The sequence below is a fragment of the Nostoc sp. C057 genome (assembly GCF_013393925.1).
Classification (GTDB): Bacteria; Cyanobacteriota; Cyanobacteriia; order Cyanobacteriales; family Nostocaceae; genus Nostoc; species Nostoc muscorum_A.
In genome coordinates this window covers 4,426,321-4,442,709 of sequence record NZ_CP040281.1, presented here as the reverse complement: position 1 = coordinate 4,442,709, position 16,389 = coordinate 4,426,321, and the positions used below count along the sequence as shown (strand labels likewise).

Annotated in this window: 15 protein-coding genes and 3 pseudogenes; 9 read left to right on the top strand and 9 right to left on the bottom strand. The window is 40.7% G+C overall.

Translation table 11 applies throughout. From position 1 onward, the window contains the following. Positions 1–243 precede the first annotated feature (243 nt). The 6 genes and pseudogenes from FD724_RS19085 to FD724_RS19060 form a co-directional block, all read right to left on the bottom strand. Positions 244–450 carry a hypothetical protein gene (locus tag FD724_RS19085; protein ID WP_114083086.1) on the bottom strand — a complete coding sequence of 69 codons (207 nt, stop codon included), beginning with the start codon at positions 448–450 and terminating at the stop codon, positions 244–246. 143 nt (positions 451–593) lie between these two features. Further along, a pseudogene (locus FD724_RS19080) lies at positions 594–760 on the bottom strand (ISKra4 family transposase); the annotation flags it as partial. A 302-nt stretch (positions 761–1,062) separates the two neighbouring features. Continuing rightward, positions 1,063–1,749, bottom strand: a complete 687-nt coding sequence (locus FD724_RS19075) for an SAM-dependent methyltransferase (protein WP_179073704.1) — start codon at positions 1,747–1,749, stop codon at positions 1,063–1,065. 46 nt (positions 1,750–1,795) lie between these two features. Then, complete coding sequence (locus FD724_RS19070; protein ID WP_179075554.1) at positions 1,796–2,341, bottom strand: dual specificity protein phosphatase family protein; 546 nt, start codon at positions 2,339–2,341, stop codon at positions 1,796–1,798. A gap of 24 nt (positions 2,342–2,365) precedes the next feature. After that, positions 2,366–4,453, bottom strand: a complete 2,088-nt coding sequence (locus FD724_RS19065; RefSeq protein ID WP_179073703.1) for a 5'-nucleotidase C-terminal domain-containing protein — start codon at positions 4,451–4,453, stop codon at positions 2,366–2,368. 27 nt (positions 4,454–4,480) lie between these two features. Further along, positions 4,481–5,554 (bottom strand): sulfonate ABC transporter substrate-binding protein, encoded by a 1,074-nt coding sequence (locus FD724_RS19060; protein WP_179073702.1) that lies wholly within the window; start codon positions 5,552–5,554, stop codon positions 4,481–4,483. Between the two features lie 211 nt (positions 5,555–5,765). On the opposite strand from FD724_RS19060, the gene FD724_RS19055 reads away from it, so the two are divergent. Further along, entirely contained in the window at positions 5,766–6,488 is a 723-nt protein-coding gene (locus tag FD724_RS19055) for a class I SAM-dependent methyltransferase (RefSeq protein WP_179073701.1), read from the top strand. A 385-nt stretch (positions 6,489–6,873) separates the two neighbouring features. After that, complete coding sequence (locus FD724_RS19050; protein WP_114085223.1) at positions 6,874–7,233, top strand: VOC family protein; 360 nt, start codon at positions 6,874–6,876, stop codon at positions 7,231–7,233. 160 nt (positions 7,234–7,393) lie between these two features. On the opposite strand, the pseudogene FD724_RS40995 reads toward FD724_RS19050, so the two are convergent. Continuing rightward, positions 7,394–7,585, bottom strand: a pseudogene (locus FD724_RS40995) (hypothetical protein); the annotation flags it as partial. A 54-nt stretch (positions 7,586–7,639) separates the two neighbouring features. On the opposite strand from FD724_RS40995, the gene FD724_RS19045 reads away from it, so the two are divergent. The 6 genes from FD724_RS19045 to FD724_RS19020 all read left to right on the top strand — a co-directional run bounded on the left by FD724_RS19045 (position 7,640) and on the right by FD724_RS19020 (position 12,644). Next, entirely contained in the window at positions 7,640–7,846 is a 207-nt protein-coding gene (locus FD724_RS19045; RefSeq protein ID WP_114085253.1) for a type II toxin-antitoxin system HicB family antitoxin, read from the top strand. Continuing rightward, positions 7,843–8,055 (top strand): type II toxin-antitoxin system HicA family toxin, encoded by a 213-nt coding sequence (locus tag FD724_RS19040; RefSeq protein ID WP_179073700.1) that lies wholly within the window; start codon positions 7,843–7,845, stop codon positions 8,053–8,055. The genes FD724_RS19045 and FD724_RS19040 overlap by 4 nt, the downstream gene beginning before the upstream one ends. A gap of 202 nt (positions 8,056–8,257) precedes the next feature. After that, entirely contained in the window at positions 8,258–8,494 is a 237-nt protein-coding gene (locus FD724_RS19035; RefSeq protein WP_114085225.1) for a WD40 repeat domain-containing protein, read from the top strand. Between the two features lie 671 nt (positions 8,495–9,165). Next, positions 9,166–10,617: a glycoside hydrolase 100 family protein gene (locus tag FD724_RS19030; RefSeq protein ID WP_179075553.1), complete on the top strand. Its 1,452-nt coding sequence runs from the start codon at positions 9,166–9,168 to the stop codon at positions 10,615–10,617. Between the two features lie 65 nt (positions 10,618–10,682). Continuing rightward, positions 10,683–12,164 carry a 16S rRNA (cytosine(967)-C(5))-methyltransferase gene (locus FD724_RS19025; protein ID WP_179073699.1) on the top strand — a complete coding sequence of 494 codons (1,482 nt, stop codon included), beginning with the start codon at positions 10,683–10,685 and terminating at the stop codon, positions 12,162–12,164. Between the two features lie 57 nt (positions 12,165–12,221). Next, positions 12,222–12,644, top strand: coding sequence for a TerB family tellurite resistance protein (locus FD724_RS19020; protein ID WP_114085227.1), 423 nt, complete (start codon positions 12,222–12,224; stop codon positions 12,642–12,644). A gap of 54 nt (positions 12,645–12,698) precedes the next feature. Here the strand turns inward: FD724_RS19020 and psb35 are convergent, their stop codons facing one another. Both psb35 and FD724_RS19010 read right to left on the bottom strand, forming a co-directional pair. Then, positions 12,699–12,926 carry a photosystem II assembly protein Psb35 gene (psb35, locus tag FD724_RS19015; RefSeq protein ID WP_114085228.1) on the bottom strand — a complete coding sequence of 76 codons (228 nt, stop codon included), beginning with the start codon at positions 12,924–12,926 and terminating at the stop codon, positions 12,699–12,701. Between the two features lie 261 nt (positions 12,927–13,187). After that, a pseudogene (locus tag FD724_RS19010) lies at positions 13,188–15,457 on the bottom strand (transglycosylase domain-containing protein). Between the two features lie 364 nt (positions 15,458–15,821). Here FD724_RS19010 and folK point away from each other — a divergent pair. Next, positions 15,822–16,337 (top strand): 2-amino-4-hydroxy-6-hydroxymethyldihydropteridine diphosphokinase, encoded by a 516-nt coding sequence (gene folK, locus FD724_RS19000; protein ID WP_179075551.1) that lies wholly within the window; start codon positions 15,822–15,824, stop codon positions 16,335–16,337. The last annotated feature ends 52 nt before the right edge of the window (positions 16,338–16,389 follow it).

Here is a 16,389-nt window from a genome sequence, read left to right as displayed (position 1 = left end):
TAGTCTAGATTAAACTCATATCTATCTATAAGAAATTGCTCGTTTACAATTGTATGATCAACAAAAAATGGATGCTAATGATAACATCCATTTATCGCTTTTATTTCATTAATTTCATGATTTTGGAAAACATTAAAAACTAATACAATTCTCTCAAGACTAATTGATATTGAGTGAATTATATCAATCTTGTTCCTATATGAATTCCAAAGCTTTACCTATGGTATTTATAGTCATGGCTTACTATTGGTCAAGCCTAAAACCTAAAACTAGGATGGGAATTTGATTCCCATCAGCAGTGGTCAGATTCCCGGTGATTCTAATATCAGGATTACCTCGCATATCACGAGCAATTCGCCTTCTTGAAAATAATTGTCCTCCAGACAGAAGTTGCTGTTGGTCTGAAGGTATCTCCACAAATAACTCTTGTTGTTTGGCTATAATTGACATAATTACCTCACTTACGTACATAGGTATTCAATACCTATATCATTATTTATAAGGATATTTATTTGAAATTAAATTATCCAAAAGTAATAATTTTGAAACCTATATATACATTTATTTTTTCATCTCAAAGCATTAGGGCACATCTAGCGGTTAGGGGATGGCAAAGTAGAATCTGGAAATAAGTTATCAAAAACGTCCATTCACCCAAGCTAGTCGTAAATATAACAAATGATTAAAACCGGACTCACTCCACCGCATTCCAACACCTTTAAATCTTGGCGTTCATCAACCATTTACAAGCACTTTCAACTCATGCCACTTCCCAACAGCAAATTCTACTCAGTAGAAGATCAACTTGTGCAGGTATCTTTTGTAATGTTCATGAAGTGACTCTGCAAGAGTATCGCTCATCGCAGCAAAGTATACTGACCATAAATGCAACTTGGTAACAGCGACACCGATGTCCATTTCTGGTAGAAATGCCACATAATAACGCTGATTGTAGTGAGCGGTACGATCGCATTAAAAATTATTGAATCATTGAGCGCTTGTTGACAAAATCCTTTTTAGTAATCAGAATATAATTCCTGAAAATTACTAATTATGAATTTTCTAAACATCTCTGGTTATCTTCAACATTTTATTTCCACCAGGCTGTAGCTCATATTCAACATTTTCAATATCGATTTTGTAACCCATTGAAGTGTAATGTTTTACTATTTCATCTAAATGTTGAGAATGTTTCCACATTAAAGTTATCAGGGGAAATATTCTGATTTCCTTAGCAATACGTAGCATTTCACCTATAGAATTTAGGTGAAAGTTGTAATCGAGATGGTCTGAATATAAAAACAATAAATGTGAACACAGGGCTATGTCAAACTCTTGATCTTTAAATTCTAATTTTGGAAACTCATCGACTATGTATCTATTGCTTTTTTTGCCATTTTCATAATCAGACAAAAATTCTCTAATAACTTTGACTCGATTGTGTCGCAAATCATCTGGAGATTTATGATAGCCCCATACCCAATCTTTCGATGTAGCCTTGACTTGGTTAATGATGTTATCTACCACTTCATTAAATCGTTGCAATATCTCATCACCAGAAAATTGGTATAGTGGGTCAACAGAAACTACACTTTTACCCTGACGTGTCATTTCTGCATTAAAGCTTGCCGGGCCGTCCCCAATTCCAAGGATTTTTTTATTTAAATCTACGTCTGTTAAATTGAATATTTTTATATATTCATCCATTGATCTCCCAAAAGGAACTACTTTATCTAGAACCATTGCCATAGAATTTACCTTGCCAAGAGACTGATTAAACAGGATGATAGCAAAATCAAAAAACTTTATGTATTGCTAGACGGCAATCATTTAGAAGCAAGTCAAGTTCTTTTACAACTTTCAACGGATTTCTACCTCTAAACACAGCAGCTAATGCAGCTTCATAAGGATTTCTACCTGTTTTCTTGACAGCAGCGATCGCAGCTTGATTTGATAATCCTCGGACACTAACTAGCCATGCTGCTAATACATGTCCAGTACGTCCAATTCCACCAGAGCAGTGTACAACTACCTTCTGATTTTGTTTGTCTGCTTCTATTAAGAAAGGAAGTATTTTCTGTGTGAGGGTTTCTAAATCAGATAGATGGAAATCTACAATTGGTGCCCAACATACTAGCTGATTACCAAATTCCTGTTTGTAGCTATCCAGAAGATTAGAGTAATGAGCTAGTTGTTGATTGGGAAGAAGGCAACAAACTCGCTTAATATTTTGGCACTTCATGAATTGTATCCAATCGTGAACCTGCTTATTAGTGTATCCAGGCCGCGCAGCACCAAATACTATTTGCTCGTTCTCCCAAGCCGGGGCAAACTTATACATCTTTAAGTAGGTAGGCACAAATAATTAATCTGATAACACCACATCTTTACGCAATTTGAGATTTTGAATGCAAGTATCTTCTGCGGGTGGCACATCCCCTTGAGAAAAGGGAATCTGCTTAAAGTTAGCAGCCAGATATTCGGCTAATGTATCTTGCTCGGAACCATCAGCAGCAAAGGTGGCTAAACCTGTGCGTTTGCTCTTATCAGCATCTTTTGATGTCAAATCAACCCGTTCTGTTTTCGGAAAAGGATAGCCATCACCACCAGTTGCGAGGAAGTTGAGGGTAACAGTGCGGAAGATCCGATTAGGATTACCCACTAACTCTGCATTTTTAACTACTACATCAATAATTTTGCCCTGATCATCCTTGATAGCAAGGGATTTGACGCGCTTACCTGCTGGCAAATCTGGATCAAAGCTAAAGGTTAATCCCGCTACTTGGGGAAAACTGCCAGGGGTAGCACTGGGTGCGATCGCTGCTACACTGTGTTCAATCACTGCCAGTAATTCTGTTGCACTCAGAGTAACTAAAGTCAAGCTATTGTTGAATCGTAGCGCATTGGTGATATCAAGTTGGGAAATTTCTTTTGCTTTCTTACCTGCTACAGGATTTGCTTGAGGTGGTAGTTTGATAACATCTTGTGAGCGAGTCGAACCTGGGGGAAAAGTGTAGATACCGATATTGTCACGGATACCACCGCCATTTTTGATGGAAATGACTGTCTTAGGATCGTATCGTTTAGCGATCGCTAAATTAGCTTCGGCTGTCAAATTCCCTAAATTGGTTTCTTGTGTGCGGACATCACCGCGCCAGCCATTGAGGAAGACGTTGGTTTTCCCAAAAATTTTACCATCTTGGGCAATAATCACTTTTTGAAGTGCCTCTGTAATGGCGACAATTTTAGGATTGGGTTTCCCGCCGACAGTTGCTACACCTTTAGAGTCAGTCGCATAAGCACCACTGATTTTGGAGTCAATACTAAACGGAATAATCACTCCATTGGCATCAAAGTTAACTACTAGACGACCAACATAACGATAGTTTCCATCGGTATTAACTACGGCTATCGGATTACCATCTGCTGCTTTTGTGAGAATTGGATAACTTCCAGCAGATTTATCACCGACTCGTAGACGGTCTGTTTTGTCGGCTAGTAAGGTATTAGAACCACCAGCAACAACGATATCTACGCCTTTGAGTAATGTTGCTAGCTTTTGCTCAATAGCAATTTGCTGCATGTGCGCCAACAGAATAACTTTATTAATATCTGGGTTTTTTGTCAGCAGTGCATCGACAGAAGTTTGAATTTCAGCAGCTAAGGCGGCGATGTCTGCGGCATTACGATCGTTAAATTCTTTAGGCAACACAGTCACACCACCGGGAGAAGAAATAGTCCGCAGAGTGGGAGTTGTCGCCCCAACTACACCAATTTTTTCACCATTGAGGGTAATGATGGTACTACGGGCAATTTTATTAGGAATTTTATTTGCCTCTTGTCCATCAGCAGTAACTAATTTTGCCAGGTCTTTATCAGTGCTGAAGTCTAGATTTGTGCTGAGATAAGGAAAATTTGTACCTGGGTAATCTTTTTTAGCACCGAGTAAATCGGCAACAACACCCGTACCTAAGTCAAATTCGTGATTACCAAAGGCGATCGCACTAAACCCTAGAGCATTTAAAATTAAAATATCTCCTCTTCCCTGTCCACCAAAAACTGTATCACTAGCAAATAAGAAGGGACTGGGAATATAGGCATCTCCAGATGAAAGGATTAAGGTATTAGGATAATCAGGCTTACCGTCACGATTAGCATCCTGATTTTTGAGTGCATTTAACACTGCGGAAAAGTTTGGTGCATCCTTCAGTGCTGGAACGCCTGCTTCTTGGTCGGAAGTATGTAAAAGTTGCAGTGTGAATCCCGGTTTAGGTGTTGTTCTGACTTGCGCTACACCAATACTAGTTCCCAGAGAGAATAATATACCAAATATAACTAACGAACTTAACTGGTTAGTACTTAAATTTAGGCTATTAAGCTTACCGAAAAATCTATTTTTGGAATTTAACAAAGGCATAATAACTTTTAAACGTGTTATGTTAACTTGTAACATTATTCGGAATTCAAAAATAATTATTTATTAATTATTCACTTTTCCTTGCCAAACAATTTCCTTAACTTTGATTTCTTTCGGTATCAACTTAATTTTGTAGAAGGTATCTGCAATCTCTTGTTGTTTAGTAATCACTTCATCTGTGAGCGGAAGTACATCATATTCACGTCGCTTTTCTGCTATTTCCAACACAGGAGCATCTATACCCAAAGCTGGGGCAAGAAGTTTAGCAACTTCACTAGGATTATTTTTTGCCCAGTCACTAACTTTCTTCACTCTATCCAAAACTATTTTCAAAGCATCAGGCTTGGCATCAACAAAAGATTTTGCAGCTAGATAATAACCACGATTGGGAGCTAATTCCGTTGCGTCTGCTAAAATGCGTGCGCCTGTTGCTGCTTCTGCTGCGGCTAAATATGGGTCCCAAATTGCCCAAGCATCAACCTTTTTTCCTTCAAAGGCAGCACGAGCATCGGCGGGTGGGAGAGTTGCTGGCTGGATGTCACTGTACTGTACCCCTGCTTTTTCGAGCGCTTTCACCAATAGGTAGTTAGCATTAGAACCTTTGGCAAAAGTAACTTTTTTGCCTTTGAGTTCAGCCACACTTTTAATAGGTGAATCCTTGGGTACTATGATGGCTTCGGCTTTTGGACTCCAAGGATCGTAGGCAACATAAACTAGAGGAATACCCCCAGCTTGGGCAAATATTGGTGGTGATTCTCCGGTATAGCCAAAATCAATGCTACCTGCATTCAATGCTTCTAGCATTGGAGGCCCAGCCGGAAATTCTGACCAAGTTACGGAAGATCCTGAAGTTGCAAAGGCTTTTTCTAATTCTTCTCTCGCTTTCAGTGCATAGAGGACAGTTGACGCTTTCTGGTAGCCTATACGAATTGTAGTGCCGCTAGCTACTGGGTTGGGGCTAGCTGTCTGAGTTGTTCCATTGTTACTTGCACTTGGAGAGCAAGCAGAGATAGCCAAAGTTAAGCTAAGTCCCAATGCAAATAATAAAGAAAAGGTGTGGATTCTTTGCTGTTTGAACTTTTGGAGGAAGGCAAAAGCCATACCCAAAAATCGACTTGAAGAGAACTTAGTAAACATCTTCATTCTGCTTTCAGGAGTAAATAAATATCAGATTTTAGCGACTCAAAGATAAATCTACGATAAGTTTACTGATTCGCCGTATTATTGTGGGATGATAAAAATATCACATAATTACAGATGAAATGCAAGTTTATTCGTTGAAGAAAAAAATCTTACTAAAAGTCATAGCAGTGTCAAATATAAATTCAATCGGATCAGAAAGGACGCGATGACAGATAATATTCTTCAACAACAGATTGAGTACTATCGCGCTAGAGCCAATGAATATGATGAGTGGTTCTATAGGAAAGGACGCTACGATCGCAGTCCCGAAATCAACCAGCGCTGGTTTAATGAAGTAGCTGTGATAAAAAATACATTACACCAAATTGGTTTAATGGATGATATTTTGGAGTTAGCATCTGGAACAGGGATCTGGACGCAGGAGCTTTTAAGGATCGGTAAAAAGATTACTGCGATCGATGCCTCTGAAGAAATGATTGCAATTAATCGCTCGAAGTTAAATTCACTGAGTGTTGAATATCACCTAATTGATTTATTTACTTGGCAACCTGACACTGAATATGATTTGGTTTTCTTCGCCTTTTGGCTATCTCATGTGCCACCAAAATTACTCGATTCTTTTTTGACGAAAGTCTACCAATCTGTTCGCCTTGGTGGGGAAGTATTTATCATTGACTCTTCCTTTGAACCGACATCCACAGCTAACAATCATATCCTTGAAGACGACGGAAACATATATAAAACTCGTAAATTAAATGATGGTCAAGAATTTCAGATTGTCAAAATTTTTTATCAGCCAGATGAACTTAAGGATAAGCTAAAAAAAGCAGGCTTTCAGGCTGAGGTAAAAGTGACAGATAATTATTTTATCTACGCACAGGGAAAAAAATTTGAAACAATTCGTAATTCGGAATCTGTAATTATTTAAACTACACCTGATGTATTACTAATTTAGTACCGCTTATATACTATGGGAGCGTCAGACATATTTTTTCTTGTAGAGATATTAATTCAAGATGGCATCAGAAAACATCTTTCTGCTATTTTCTCTGACATACTCCTCAAACTAGGTACTGTTGCAAAATCTATGTATATATATTGGTTATAGCTATACAGATGACTTATGTGGGGCTAAAGGAGTAGAAATGAAATGTATTTTGATTAACTGCGAACAACATTATCAAGAGCTAGGTGAACAGAAAATTGAAGACCTTTTCAAGTTGAAGATAGACTATTTCTTGATCAATCTTAGTTAACTATGATTGCTGAGTAAGCAAAACAAAATCCATTAGCTGCCTAATAGACAGTTTGCAATGCAAATTCTTAAAGTATTAACCAGAGTCTATCTTAGTCCAGTAGACTTGGATGAGGCGATCGCTTTCTATGAAAACCTTTTTACAGAAAAATGTTGGTTGTGGTTTCAATATTCCGAGTCTGAGTTGGAACTCGCAAGTGTGGGTTCTATTCTTTTAATTGCTGGTTCAGCAGAAGCACTCTCTCCATTCAAGAGTACACACGCAACATTTCTTGTGGACTCACTCAATGATTTTAAAGAAGCACTTATTCAGCAGGGTGCAGTGATTCTGGCGGAACCGAACAAAGTTACCACTGGAGCAAATATGCGAGCGATGCATCCTGATGGAACTATTATTGAGTATCTTGAGTTTGGATAATGGCATGGAAGGTTTCTAGTTGATGTGATATTAAGTAAGTGATTGATACTCATTGATTCCACAAAATCTTCGTGTTATGGAAAGTGCTTAGTTTACCGCCGTAGGCATCACACCAAAATATTATTGATATTTCTGTGGAAGAATTTGCTTGGTAAGCTTTTTTTGATCGCGTGTGAGTTTCTTCTTCAAGTTCGCCTATTTGCTTATTAACAAAAGCGTAAGCTTACCTGACATAGCGAATATAGTATGTATTGCATAGTCCACATTTGCTACAGAGTTCTTTCGTAGGGCAGTGGCTGCTAGGTTTTAAGGCTCTGGCTTTTTTGTGCCTGCTAGAATCAATTGAGGTCATATAAATTTTTTGTTTTATCCAGGAATCGCTTTTATTACAATCACTGGCTTACCTATGAACTTCACGATAGAGATTGAACAAGAAGAGGATGGACGCTTTCTGGCTGAAGTGATTGGTTTTCCTGGTGTACTGGCTTACGGTCAGACACCAGAAGAAGCAGTTGCCAGAGTTCAAGCATTAGCTCTACGTGTGTTAGCAGATAAGCTGGAACATGGAGAAGTAACTCCAGAGCTAGTCAGCGTTTCATTTGCCGCAGCATGAGTGAGTGGTCTAGCACAAAGGCAAAGCGTGTCCTAGCTGCTTTGCTACGTATTGGTTGGGAGATTAAACGCCAGTCAGGTTCACATAAAATTCTGACACGTCCTGATTGGGCTGATTTTGTGTTTGCCTTTCATGATGGTCAAGAGATTGGGCCTCGGATGTTAGCAAGAATTGCTAAACTGACAGGTTTAACACCTGAAGATTTATGATAACAGTTTGAATTTTATATAAATAAACTTGGTAAATTTAAGCTTGGTAAATTTAAGTATTTTGACTTTTTTTAGTTTACAAGAAGTTAATTCAAAATTTAAGCTCTAAAACAGGCGCAGCGTTTATCGCAGGCGGAACCCTAGCAGGTACTGGCATTTCTGCAACTGTAGGCGGGAATACACGGGAAAAGTAAAACGCACCTTGAATGGACACTCAGATGCAGTTTTGTCTGTCACCATAAGTCCCGATGGTAAAATCCTTGCAAGTGGTAGCGCCGATCAGACTATTAGGCTTTGGGATTTAAAAACTTGGGAACAATGGTGGGAAATATTAGGCGTAAATCAGAGTGATAATGCCAACGTTATTAAACTTGCGTATCTTCGATTAGCAAGACAATATCATTCTGATGTCAACAGTTCTGCATCGCAAAAGCTTTAATGCAAACAATTAATCAAGCTTTTGATACTTTCAGGTCTAAAGATGCTGAGATTATTTAATTAACGAGCCAAGCTACTCCGTGTCTATACACCTCTCTATGAGACTTAATTACTTTTATAAACAGCCCATGTCATCTGCTAGTAGGGTAAAAAATTTAACCCTTCAGAAGTATTGACATTTTAAATTTTTCAAGAATCCATCTTGCATATTCTGAAAAAAAGTTATAAATTATTATTCTATAGGGGAATAATCTGACCTCTTAGTGTCAAAAACTAATCCTACTCAAGTAAATATACTGCAACCAGTTTTAACTTCACACAAACCCTAAACAGCACTGAAAATATATTTTTGTTTGGTAAAGCAAAGCTTCTGGACATGAAACAGAACAATAAATAATCTAAAAATATATCTTGTGTGACTGTTTGAAGAATTATATTACTACTATGGGTGAATAAAAACAACTATAATTCACCAATGCAGTAATCGATTATAGGGCAATTAACTAATAATAAGGCTGTAAAAATTTCAGCAGATTTATTTGTTGTTAGTTGATTAAATTTCTCCAAATTATGCTATTCAAAGAATCGTTTTTGTTATGCTGAGAATAGCAAAAATAAGGAATGAAGACGCATCTACCACAAATTCACAACCCGAATGGAGTTATTCTGGCGATGCACCTAAACGAATTGGAAACTACTGAAAATTTAAAAGAAGTAGAAGAAGCGTGGCTAACACTAGAAAAATCAATTCTCTATTATCAAGGCCGCCCCGTTGGTACTGTAGCCGCTTATGATGCATCTGTAGAGGCTCTCAATTATGACCAGTGCTTTGTTCGGGATTTTGTCTCTTCAGCTCTAATTTTTCTGATCAAAGGTAGAACAGATATTGTTCGTAATTTCTTAGAAGAAACCTTAAAGTTACAGCCTAAAGAAAAGGCATTAGATGCCTATAAGCCTGGACGAGGATTAATACCAGCTAGCTTCAAAGTTGTATCAGACAATGGGCAAGAATATCTAGAAGCAGACTTTGGCGAACATGCGATCGCTAGAGTTACACCTGTTGATTCTTGCCTATGGTGGATTATTTTGTTACGTGCCTATGTAATCGCCACTGAAGATTTTTCTCTAGCTTATCAACCTGAATTCCAAAATGGCATCAGGTTAATTATGGAAATCTGCTTGGCGAATCGCTTTGATATGTACCCAACGCTGTTGGTTCCAGATGGTGCTTGTATGATTGACCGTCGTATGGGCATTTATGGGCATCCTTTAGAATTGCAAGTTCTTTTTTACACGGCATTGCGTGCATCTCGTGAACTGCTAATTTGTCAAGGGAATTCCGATATTGTGGCAGCCATTGATAACAGGTTGCCTCTTTTATGCGCTCATATTCGCCAGCATTATTGGATAGATATTAATCGCCTGAATGAAATTTATCGCTTCAAAAGTGAAGAATATGGTAAAGGTGCTGTGAATCTGTTCAATATATATGTAGATTCTGTTCCCTATTATGAATTAGATAAGTGGTTGCCAAAAAAAGGTGGCTATCTAGCGGGTAATGTCGGGCCGTCGCAGCTAGATACTCGCTTCTTTTCACTCGGAAACTTAATGGCGATTATTTCAGACTTAGCCACCGAAGAACAGTCACAAGCAATTATGACTCTCATTGAGGATCGATGGGATGATTTGGTGGGAGATATGCCGATGAAAATTTGTTTCCCAGCTTTAGAACATGAAGAATACAGAATTGTAACTGGATGTGACCCCAAAAATATCCCTTGGTCGTATCACAATGCTGGTAGTTGGCCAGTTTTAATGTGGATGTTGGCAGCCGCGGCTGTGAAAACTAACAAAATAAGTCTTGCACAAAAGGCTATTGAAACCGCTCAAGGACGGCTCAGTACAGATCAATGGCCAGAATATTACGACGGTAAGAAAGGGCGACTGATTGGGAAACAAGCTAGGAAATATCAAACTTGGACAATTACTGGATTCTTATTGGCAAAAGAACTGATGGCAAACCCCACTTATTTGCCATTAATCAGCTTTGGTAAATTACCAGCAGAACAGGTTTCTAGAGCATGTGAGTTTGAAATCGCTAGTGTAGACCCGTATATGCAATAATTCGTAATTCGTAAAGAGTTGGGAGTTAGAATACAAAAGCCTCCTGACTCCTGATTCATGTTTCCATGACAAACCCCCGTCAACTAGCTTTTATCACTCTGCGAGATGTTCATAAGGGGGCTTATGCTGATGTTGCCCTAGATAGAGTACTGCAAAAAGTTAATTTGCCCGATCACGATCGCCGTTTGGTGACAGAATTGGTTTATGGGAGCGTCAGAAGGCAGCGCACTCTTGATACTCTCATAGATCAATTTGCCAAAAAGAAATCTCATCAACAACCCCCAGACCTCCGCACCATCTTACACTTGGGTTTCTACCAGCTGCGCTATCAAGAGCGTATTCCCGCCTCTGCTGCTGTTAATACCACCGTCCAACTCGCTAAAGAAAACGGTTTTTCTGGACTTACGGGTTTTGTTAACGGTCTATTACGCCAGTATCTTAGAAAAGCAGGGGGGCAAGGGGGCAGAGGGGAAGAGGGGCAGGGGAGCAGGGAGGACAAGGGGACAAGAGGACAAGGGGACAAGGGGACAAGGCAAATAATCAATCCCCAGTCCCCAATTCCCAGTTCCCAATGCCCAGTTCGCTATTTTGATCCGTTACAACTTCCAGAAAACCCAGTGGAACGCTTGGGTATTTTACATAGTTTTCCTGACTGGATTATTCAAATCTGGTTAGAACAACTGGGTTTGACTGAGACAGAACAACTGTGTGAATGGATGAACCAATCACCAACAATTGACTTGCGTATCAACCCACTTTGCACTTCAATCGAAGAAGTTGAGGCGGCTTTGCAATCTGTTGGTCTTTTGGTAAGACGGATTCCTGATTTACCCCAAGCTTTAAGATTCATGGGTAATACTGGATCAATTCAAAAACTACCTGGTTTTAGAGAAGGTTGGTGGACTGTACAAGATGCTAGCGCCCAATTGGTAAGTCATTTGCTCGACCCCCAACCAGGTGAGGTGGTAATTGATGCCTGTGCCGCACCAGGGGGTAAAACAACCCACATTGCTGAATTGATGGCAGATAGCGGGAAAATTTGGGCTTGCGATCGCACTGCTTCTCGTCTTCGCAAACTTCAAGAAAATTCTCAACGCCTAAATTTACAATCTATCCAAATTTATACTGGCGACAGCCGCCATTCCAACCAATTTCAAAACACAGCAGACCGCGTATTATTAGATGCTCCATGTTCCGGGTTAGGAACCATGCACCGTCATGCTGATGCTCGTTGGCGACAGACACCAGAATCTGTCCTGGAACTTTCGGTGCTGCAAAAAGAATTGTTAACACATACATCAACTTTTGTCAAAGCTGGTGGTGTACTAGTTTATGCCACCTGTACATTGCATCCAGCAGAAAACGAAGAAGTGATTTCGGCATTTTTAGCTGAGTCTCCTCATTGGCAAATTGAGCCTCCAAAGGGCATTGAGTTGGCTGCTTCTGCATATAGCACCCCTCAAGGTTGGTTTAAAGTCTGGCCCCACCGACAGGACATGGATGGCTTTTTTATGGTTCGCTTAAGAAAAACCAATAATTCCGAGTGAATACTGTTTGGGATTGTACGATTTGATGGTGGCCTGAATCTACCAGAGGAGGCAGCAATGGTTACCCCTTCCAATGTCAAAAACTTAGTTAAAATCCTGATTGGAGCAGCCTGGATTGATGGCAGAATCCAGCCAGAAGAACGGCAATATCTCCGCGAAATAGCTCAAGCAAAAGGTTTGGCTAACGATCCAGAAATTAAGCCTTGGCTATACGAATTAGTTCCTGTACAGCCCAAAGAATGTTATGACTGGGTGCGGGAGTATTTAGGCGATCGCCCCAGCCTTGAAGATTGTGAAAATCTGATTGAAGCCATCAGTGGCTTAATTTATAGCGATGGCGAAGTCGCCGTCGAAGAAGCTAGACTCTTGACCCAATTGCAAGATATAGCGAAGCCAAATGATTCAACTCAACCGATTCAGACTAAACTTCTCAAACAAATTCAAAAGCTTTACCGTCGTTGGGTTGACGTACAAACCTAATCATAGTCAAAAGTTCATAGTCTAATGACTAATGACTAATGACTAATGACTAAATTATGACTTCGGTTTCCCCACACCCGGAGTTTCTTCTTTATCAACTTTAGGCACAAAATCAGGACGCTCTTTGCTTTCCCAACCTGCGGGGCGTTTCGAGTTGTACCAAGCTATTGAACCAATGCTTACAGCAGCAATAAAACCAACGACATAGACCAAGGTGAAAGCAAAGGGAAAATGACCACCACCTGTTGCAACTGAATCGGCTGCCTGCATCAATATATGCATGAGTATATTCTCCAATGTTAAGTAACACTACTTGACACACTATAGAATGAGCGTATCACTTAACATCCTCCCCTAGTTTAGTTTGAGCAACTTCATATTGCATAAAAAAGGCAGAGGGGCAGGGGAGGCAGGGGAGCAGGGGGCAAGGGGGAGAATTCGTAACTCCTAACTCTTCACGGGCTAAACCTTAGCTATCCGCTAACGGAACTGTTTTGCCCAATGCCCAATGCCCAATTCCGAATTCCCAATTCCCACTCTTCATTAATTAGAAGGTCTAAGTCTTTCGCGCCAAGATGGTTGTGGCGATGAAGAACCGGAATTATTGTCAGGAGAGGAAGAACGGCGAGTTCTGGGAGGCGGGGGAGAATCAGATTCTACTCTTCTAGAGCGCCGCCGGGGAGTAGATGATTCTGAAGAAGAGTTACTAGAATTTGATTCTTCGCTGCGATCGCGCCTTCTCCGTCTTGGGGTAGAATCGCTTGATTGCTGTTCTTCTTGAGAATAGCTCCTCCTCCTACGTCTCCTAGATGAACCGCTATCATCAGAATTTCTAGCATTTTCCCCTTCTGAGTCATCATTAGATGAAATAGAACGATTCAGCACTTGTTTGGGCTTGATAGACTGGGCTTTGATTGTACCTTTGCGACCTTCTAACTTTGGCCGTTTGGGAAACTTTTCGACAGGCATTCCCTCTGCCGCTTTTTCCATAAATTCGTGCCAGGTGTAAGCGGCGCTGCCACTGCTGCCATAAGTGGGGCGGTTATCATCATTACCTAGCCATACTCCTGTCACCATTTGGGGAATGTAGCCAATAAACCACAAATCGCGGGCTTCATCGGAAGTACCTGTCTTGCCGGCTACTGGTCTTTCACCTAATTGGGCAGCAGCACCAGTTCCCTCTTCTACGACGTTACGTAGCATCCAAGTCATGATGGCGGCACTGTCAGCGTCAAGGGCGCGTTTAGATTTGAAATTAGCTGACCAGATTACCTTACCTTGGCGATTGAGGATGCGGGTAATACCATGAGGTTCTGTGTGCAATCCCTGAGTTGCAAAACTGCCATAAGCGCTGGTCAACTCCAGTAGATTTACTTCATTTGAGCCGAGAGCCAAGGAATAGGTGGGCTTGAGTTCAGATTTTATGCCCATATCATGGGCAAGTTTAATCGTCGGCGTAAATCCGACATCAATCAACACCTTCACCGCAATAATATTAATAGAGCGGGTGAGAGCATCTCGGATATTCATTGAACCCCGAAATCTTTCACTATAGTTTTTCGGTTCGTAGCCGTCTACTACAAAGGGTGCATCCTCGTAACTATCGTAGGGACTTTTACCGCTAGCGATCGCAGTGGCATATACAAACCCTTTAAATGTCGATCCTGGCTGCCGTTGTGCCTGGGTAACTCGATTAAACTGGTTTTTACCAAAGTCTTTTCCCCCAACCATTGCCTTAATTTCACCGCTTCGGGGGTCAATGGCAACCATTGCTGCTTGTTTAAAGTTCTCCCAGCGCCCTTGATTTCGCAGTGTTTTGGCAACCGCCTCTTCTGCCACTTTCTGCCAAGCCGGGTTCAGCGTGGTTTCCACTACTAATCCCTCACTTGCCAGCACTTTAGCAGGAACATACTTCGGCAATTCTTTTTGGATGTAGCTGGTAAAGTATGGTGATTCTACTTGTACTCGCTTGGGTAAACTGCTTTTGAGAGTTAATGACTCTTGGAGTGCTGCTTGCCTTTGCTCTGGTGTAATCACTCCATCCTCTTGCATCCGTTGCAATACCAGATTTCTTCGCCGGATTGCCGCTTCGGGATTCTTGTCTGGGGCATATAAGCTAGGAGCCGGGGCTAATCCTGCGATTGTTGCCATTTCTGCAAGGGTAAGCTGGTCTGGGGATTTACTAAAGTATACCCAGGCGGCATCTGCCACACCATAAGCTCCACCTCCCAAATAAACCAGATTCAGGTAACGCTCTAGAATCTGATCTTTGGTTAATTCATGCTCCATTTTTTGTGCTAGGCGGACTTCCTTGAGTTTGCGCCAGATTGTCTGTTCTTGTTTCAAAAAGAGAATCCGCGTTAACTGTTGGGTGATGGTGCTACCACCTTCTACCACACCTTGCGATCGCAAATTATTCAAACCCGCTCTGACAATCCCTTGTGGATCAAATCCGTTGTGTTGCCTAAATCTTCTATCTTCTGAGGCGATGAAAGCTTTTTTTAAATTATCTGGTATTTGTTCCAGTTTTAACTGTTCTCTAGTTGCTTCACCTTGTTGTTGTAATATAGTTCCATCAGCAGCTTTGATCGTCAGCGTTTGCTCTCTCAGCACGGCATTTAACTCGGCCTGATCTGGCAAAGTGCGGTCTATTAGACTGATGCCATAGATCAAGGCAACTATCCCACCACCTACACCCAAGCCTGCCCAAAACCATAAGCGACGATAGAGTGGTTTACCGCCAGTTGCCTGATTGGTCTTCATCCTAGATGGTAAAATTTTCATTTGCTCAGTAACTGCCTCGCCTGTGCCATATATGCTCGTGGTAAGCTCTCATTTGTTCCTCCTTGTCCAGAGTCACTCAAGTTAGTTGGTCTTCGCTTGAACCAGGAGGTAAGCTTCCCCACGTCAGTTCCTCGCTCAAAGTAGTAACTATAATAACCACCATCAATCAGCTTTGGGGTTAGCACACCACCATTGTGTTAGTATAATATCCTATAAATAATTAACTAAATTCACCATAAAATAATGTTTTTTAGATTTGGTTAATTTAGTTTTGTAAACTTCTGGTCATTTTTGATAGCTATTGGAATACGCAAACTGTTGGCATTTTTTGGAACAAGTAAAGCGAAGTATCCATACAGACAGCCCGAAAAAGGCTTAATTAATGAGATTGCGATGGCTGCGGCTGGTTACGCAGCAATAAAGCCCAGACGAAGCGCCGTTGCCCTTGGTAGTAATATCGGCGATTCCCAAACAATTTTAGAAGCAGCTATCAAAAGTTTAGCCCAAACCTCAGGTATTCTCTTAGAAGCTAAATCCAGGTGGTACAAAACTAAAGCTGTGGGGCCACCACAGCCAGATTATCTAAATGGCTGTGTGACATTGCAGGTAGAGATGCTACCCCAGCAGTTATTAGAAATTTTGTTAGGAATTGAACAACAATTTGGGCGTGTGCGTCAAGAACGCTGGGGGCCACGAACTCTAGATTTAGATTTGTTATTATTTGATGACTTTATTGTAGATACACCAAATCTCCAGATTCCTCATCCACGAATGCGGGATCGGGCCTTTGTGTTAGTACCACTGGCAGAAATTGCCCCCGATTGGATAGAACCAGTATCCGGGTGTGTTATTAAAGAACTGCTGAAAGAGGTAGACTGTTCTGATGTACATTTATCGATGGGCAATTAAAATTACCATCTTTAAAACACAGAAAAGGCTGATATCACCTCTGTACTTAACA

Bases quoted from the DNA above. Each gene is read 5' to 3' on its own strand.
- FD724_RS19070 (WP_179075554.1), bottom strand. From the start codon at position 2,341: ATGTATAAGTTTGCCCCGGCTTGGGAGAACGAGCAAATAGTATTTGGT.
- FD724_RS19055 (WP_179073701.1), top strand. From the start codon at position 5,766: ATGACAGATAATATTCTTCAACAACAGATTGAGTACTATCGCGCTAGA.
- folK (WP_179075551.1), top strand. From the start codon at position 15,822: ATGGCTGCGGCTGGTTACGCAGCAATAAAGCCCAGACGAAGCGCCGTT.
- FD724_RS19075 (WP_179073704.1), bottom strand. From the start codon at position 1,749: ATGGCAATGGTTCTAGATAAAGTAGTTCCTTTTGGGAGATCAATGGAT.
- FD724_RS19085 (WP_114083086.1), bottom strand. From the start codon at position 450: ATGTCAATTATAGCCAAACAACAAGAGTTATTTGTGGAGATACCTTCA.
- FD724_RS19025 (WP_179073699.1), top strand. From the start codon at position 10,683: ATGACAAACCCCCGTCAACTAGCTTTTATCACTCTGCGAGATGTTCAT.
- FD724_RS19020 (WP_114085227.1), top strand. From the start codon at position 12,222: ATGGTTACCCCTTCCAATGTCAAAAACTTAGTTAAAATCCTGATTGGA.
- FD724_RS19040 (WP_179073700.1), top strand. From the start codon at position 7,843: ATGAGTGAGTGGTCTAGCACAAAGGCAAAGCGTGTCCTAGCTGCTTTG.
- psb35 (WP_114085228.1), bottom strand. From the start codon at position 12,926: ATGCATATATTGATGCAGGCAGCCGATTCAGTTGCAACAGGTGGTGGT.
- FD724_RS19050 (WP_114085223.1), top strand. From the start codon at position 6,874: ATGCAAATTCTTAAAGTATTAACCAGAGTCTATCTTAGTCCAGTAGAC.
- FD724_RS19060 (WP_179073702.1), bottom strand. From the start codon at position 5,554: ATGTTTACTAAGTTCTCTTCAAGTCGATTTTTGGGTATGGCTTTTGCC.
- FD724_RS19045 (WP_114085253.1), top strand. From the start codon at position 7,640: ATGAACTTCACGATAGAGATTGAACAAGAAGAGGATGGACGCTTTCTG.
- FD724_RS19030 (WP_179075553.1), top strand. From the start codon at position 9,166: ATGCACCTAAACGAATTGGAAACTACTGAAAATTTAAAAGAAGTAGAA.
- FD724_RS19065 (WP_179073703.1), bottom strand. From the start codon at position 4,453: ATGTTACAAGTTAACATAACACGTTTAAAAGTTATTATGCCTTTGTTA.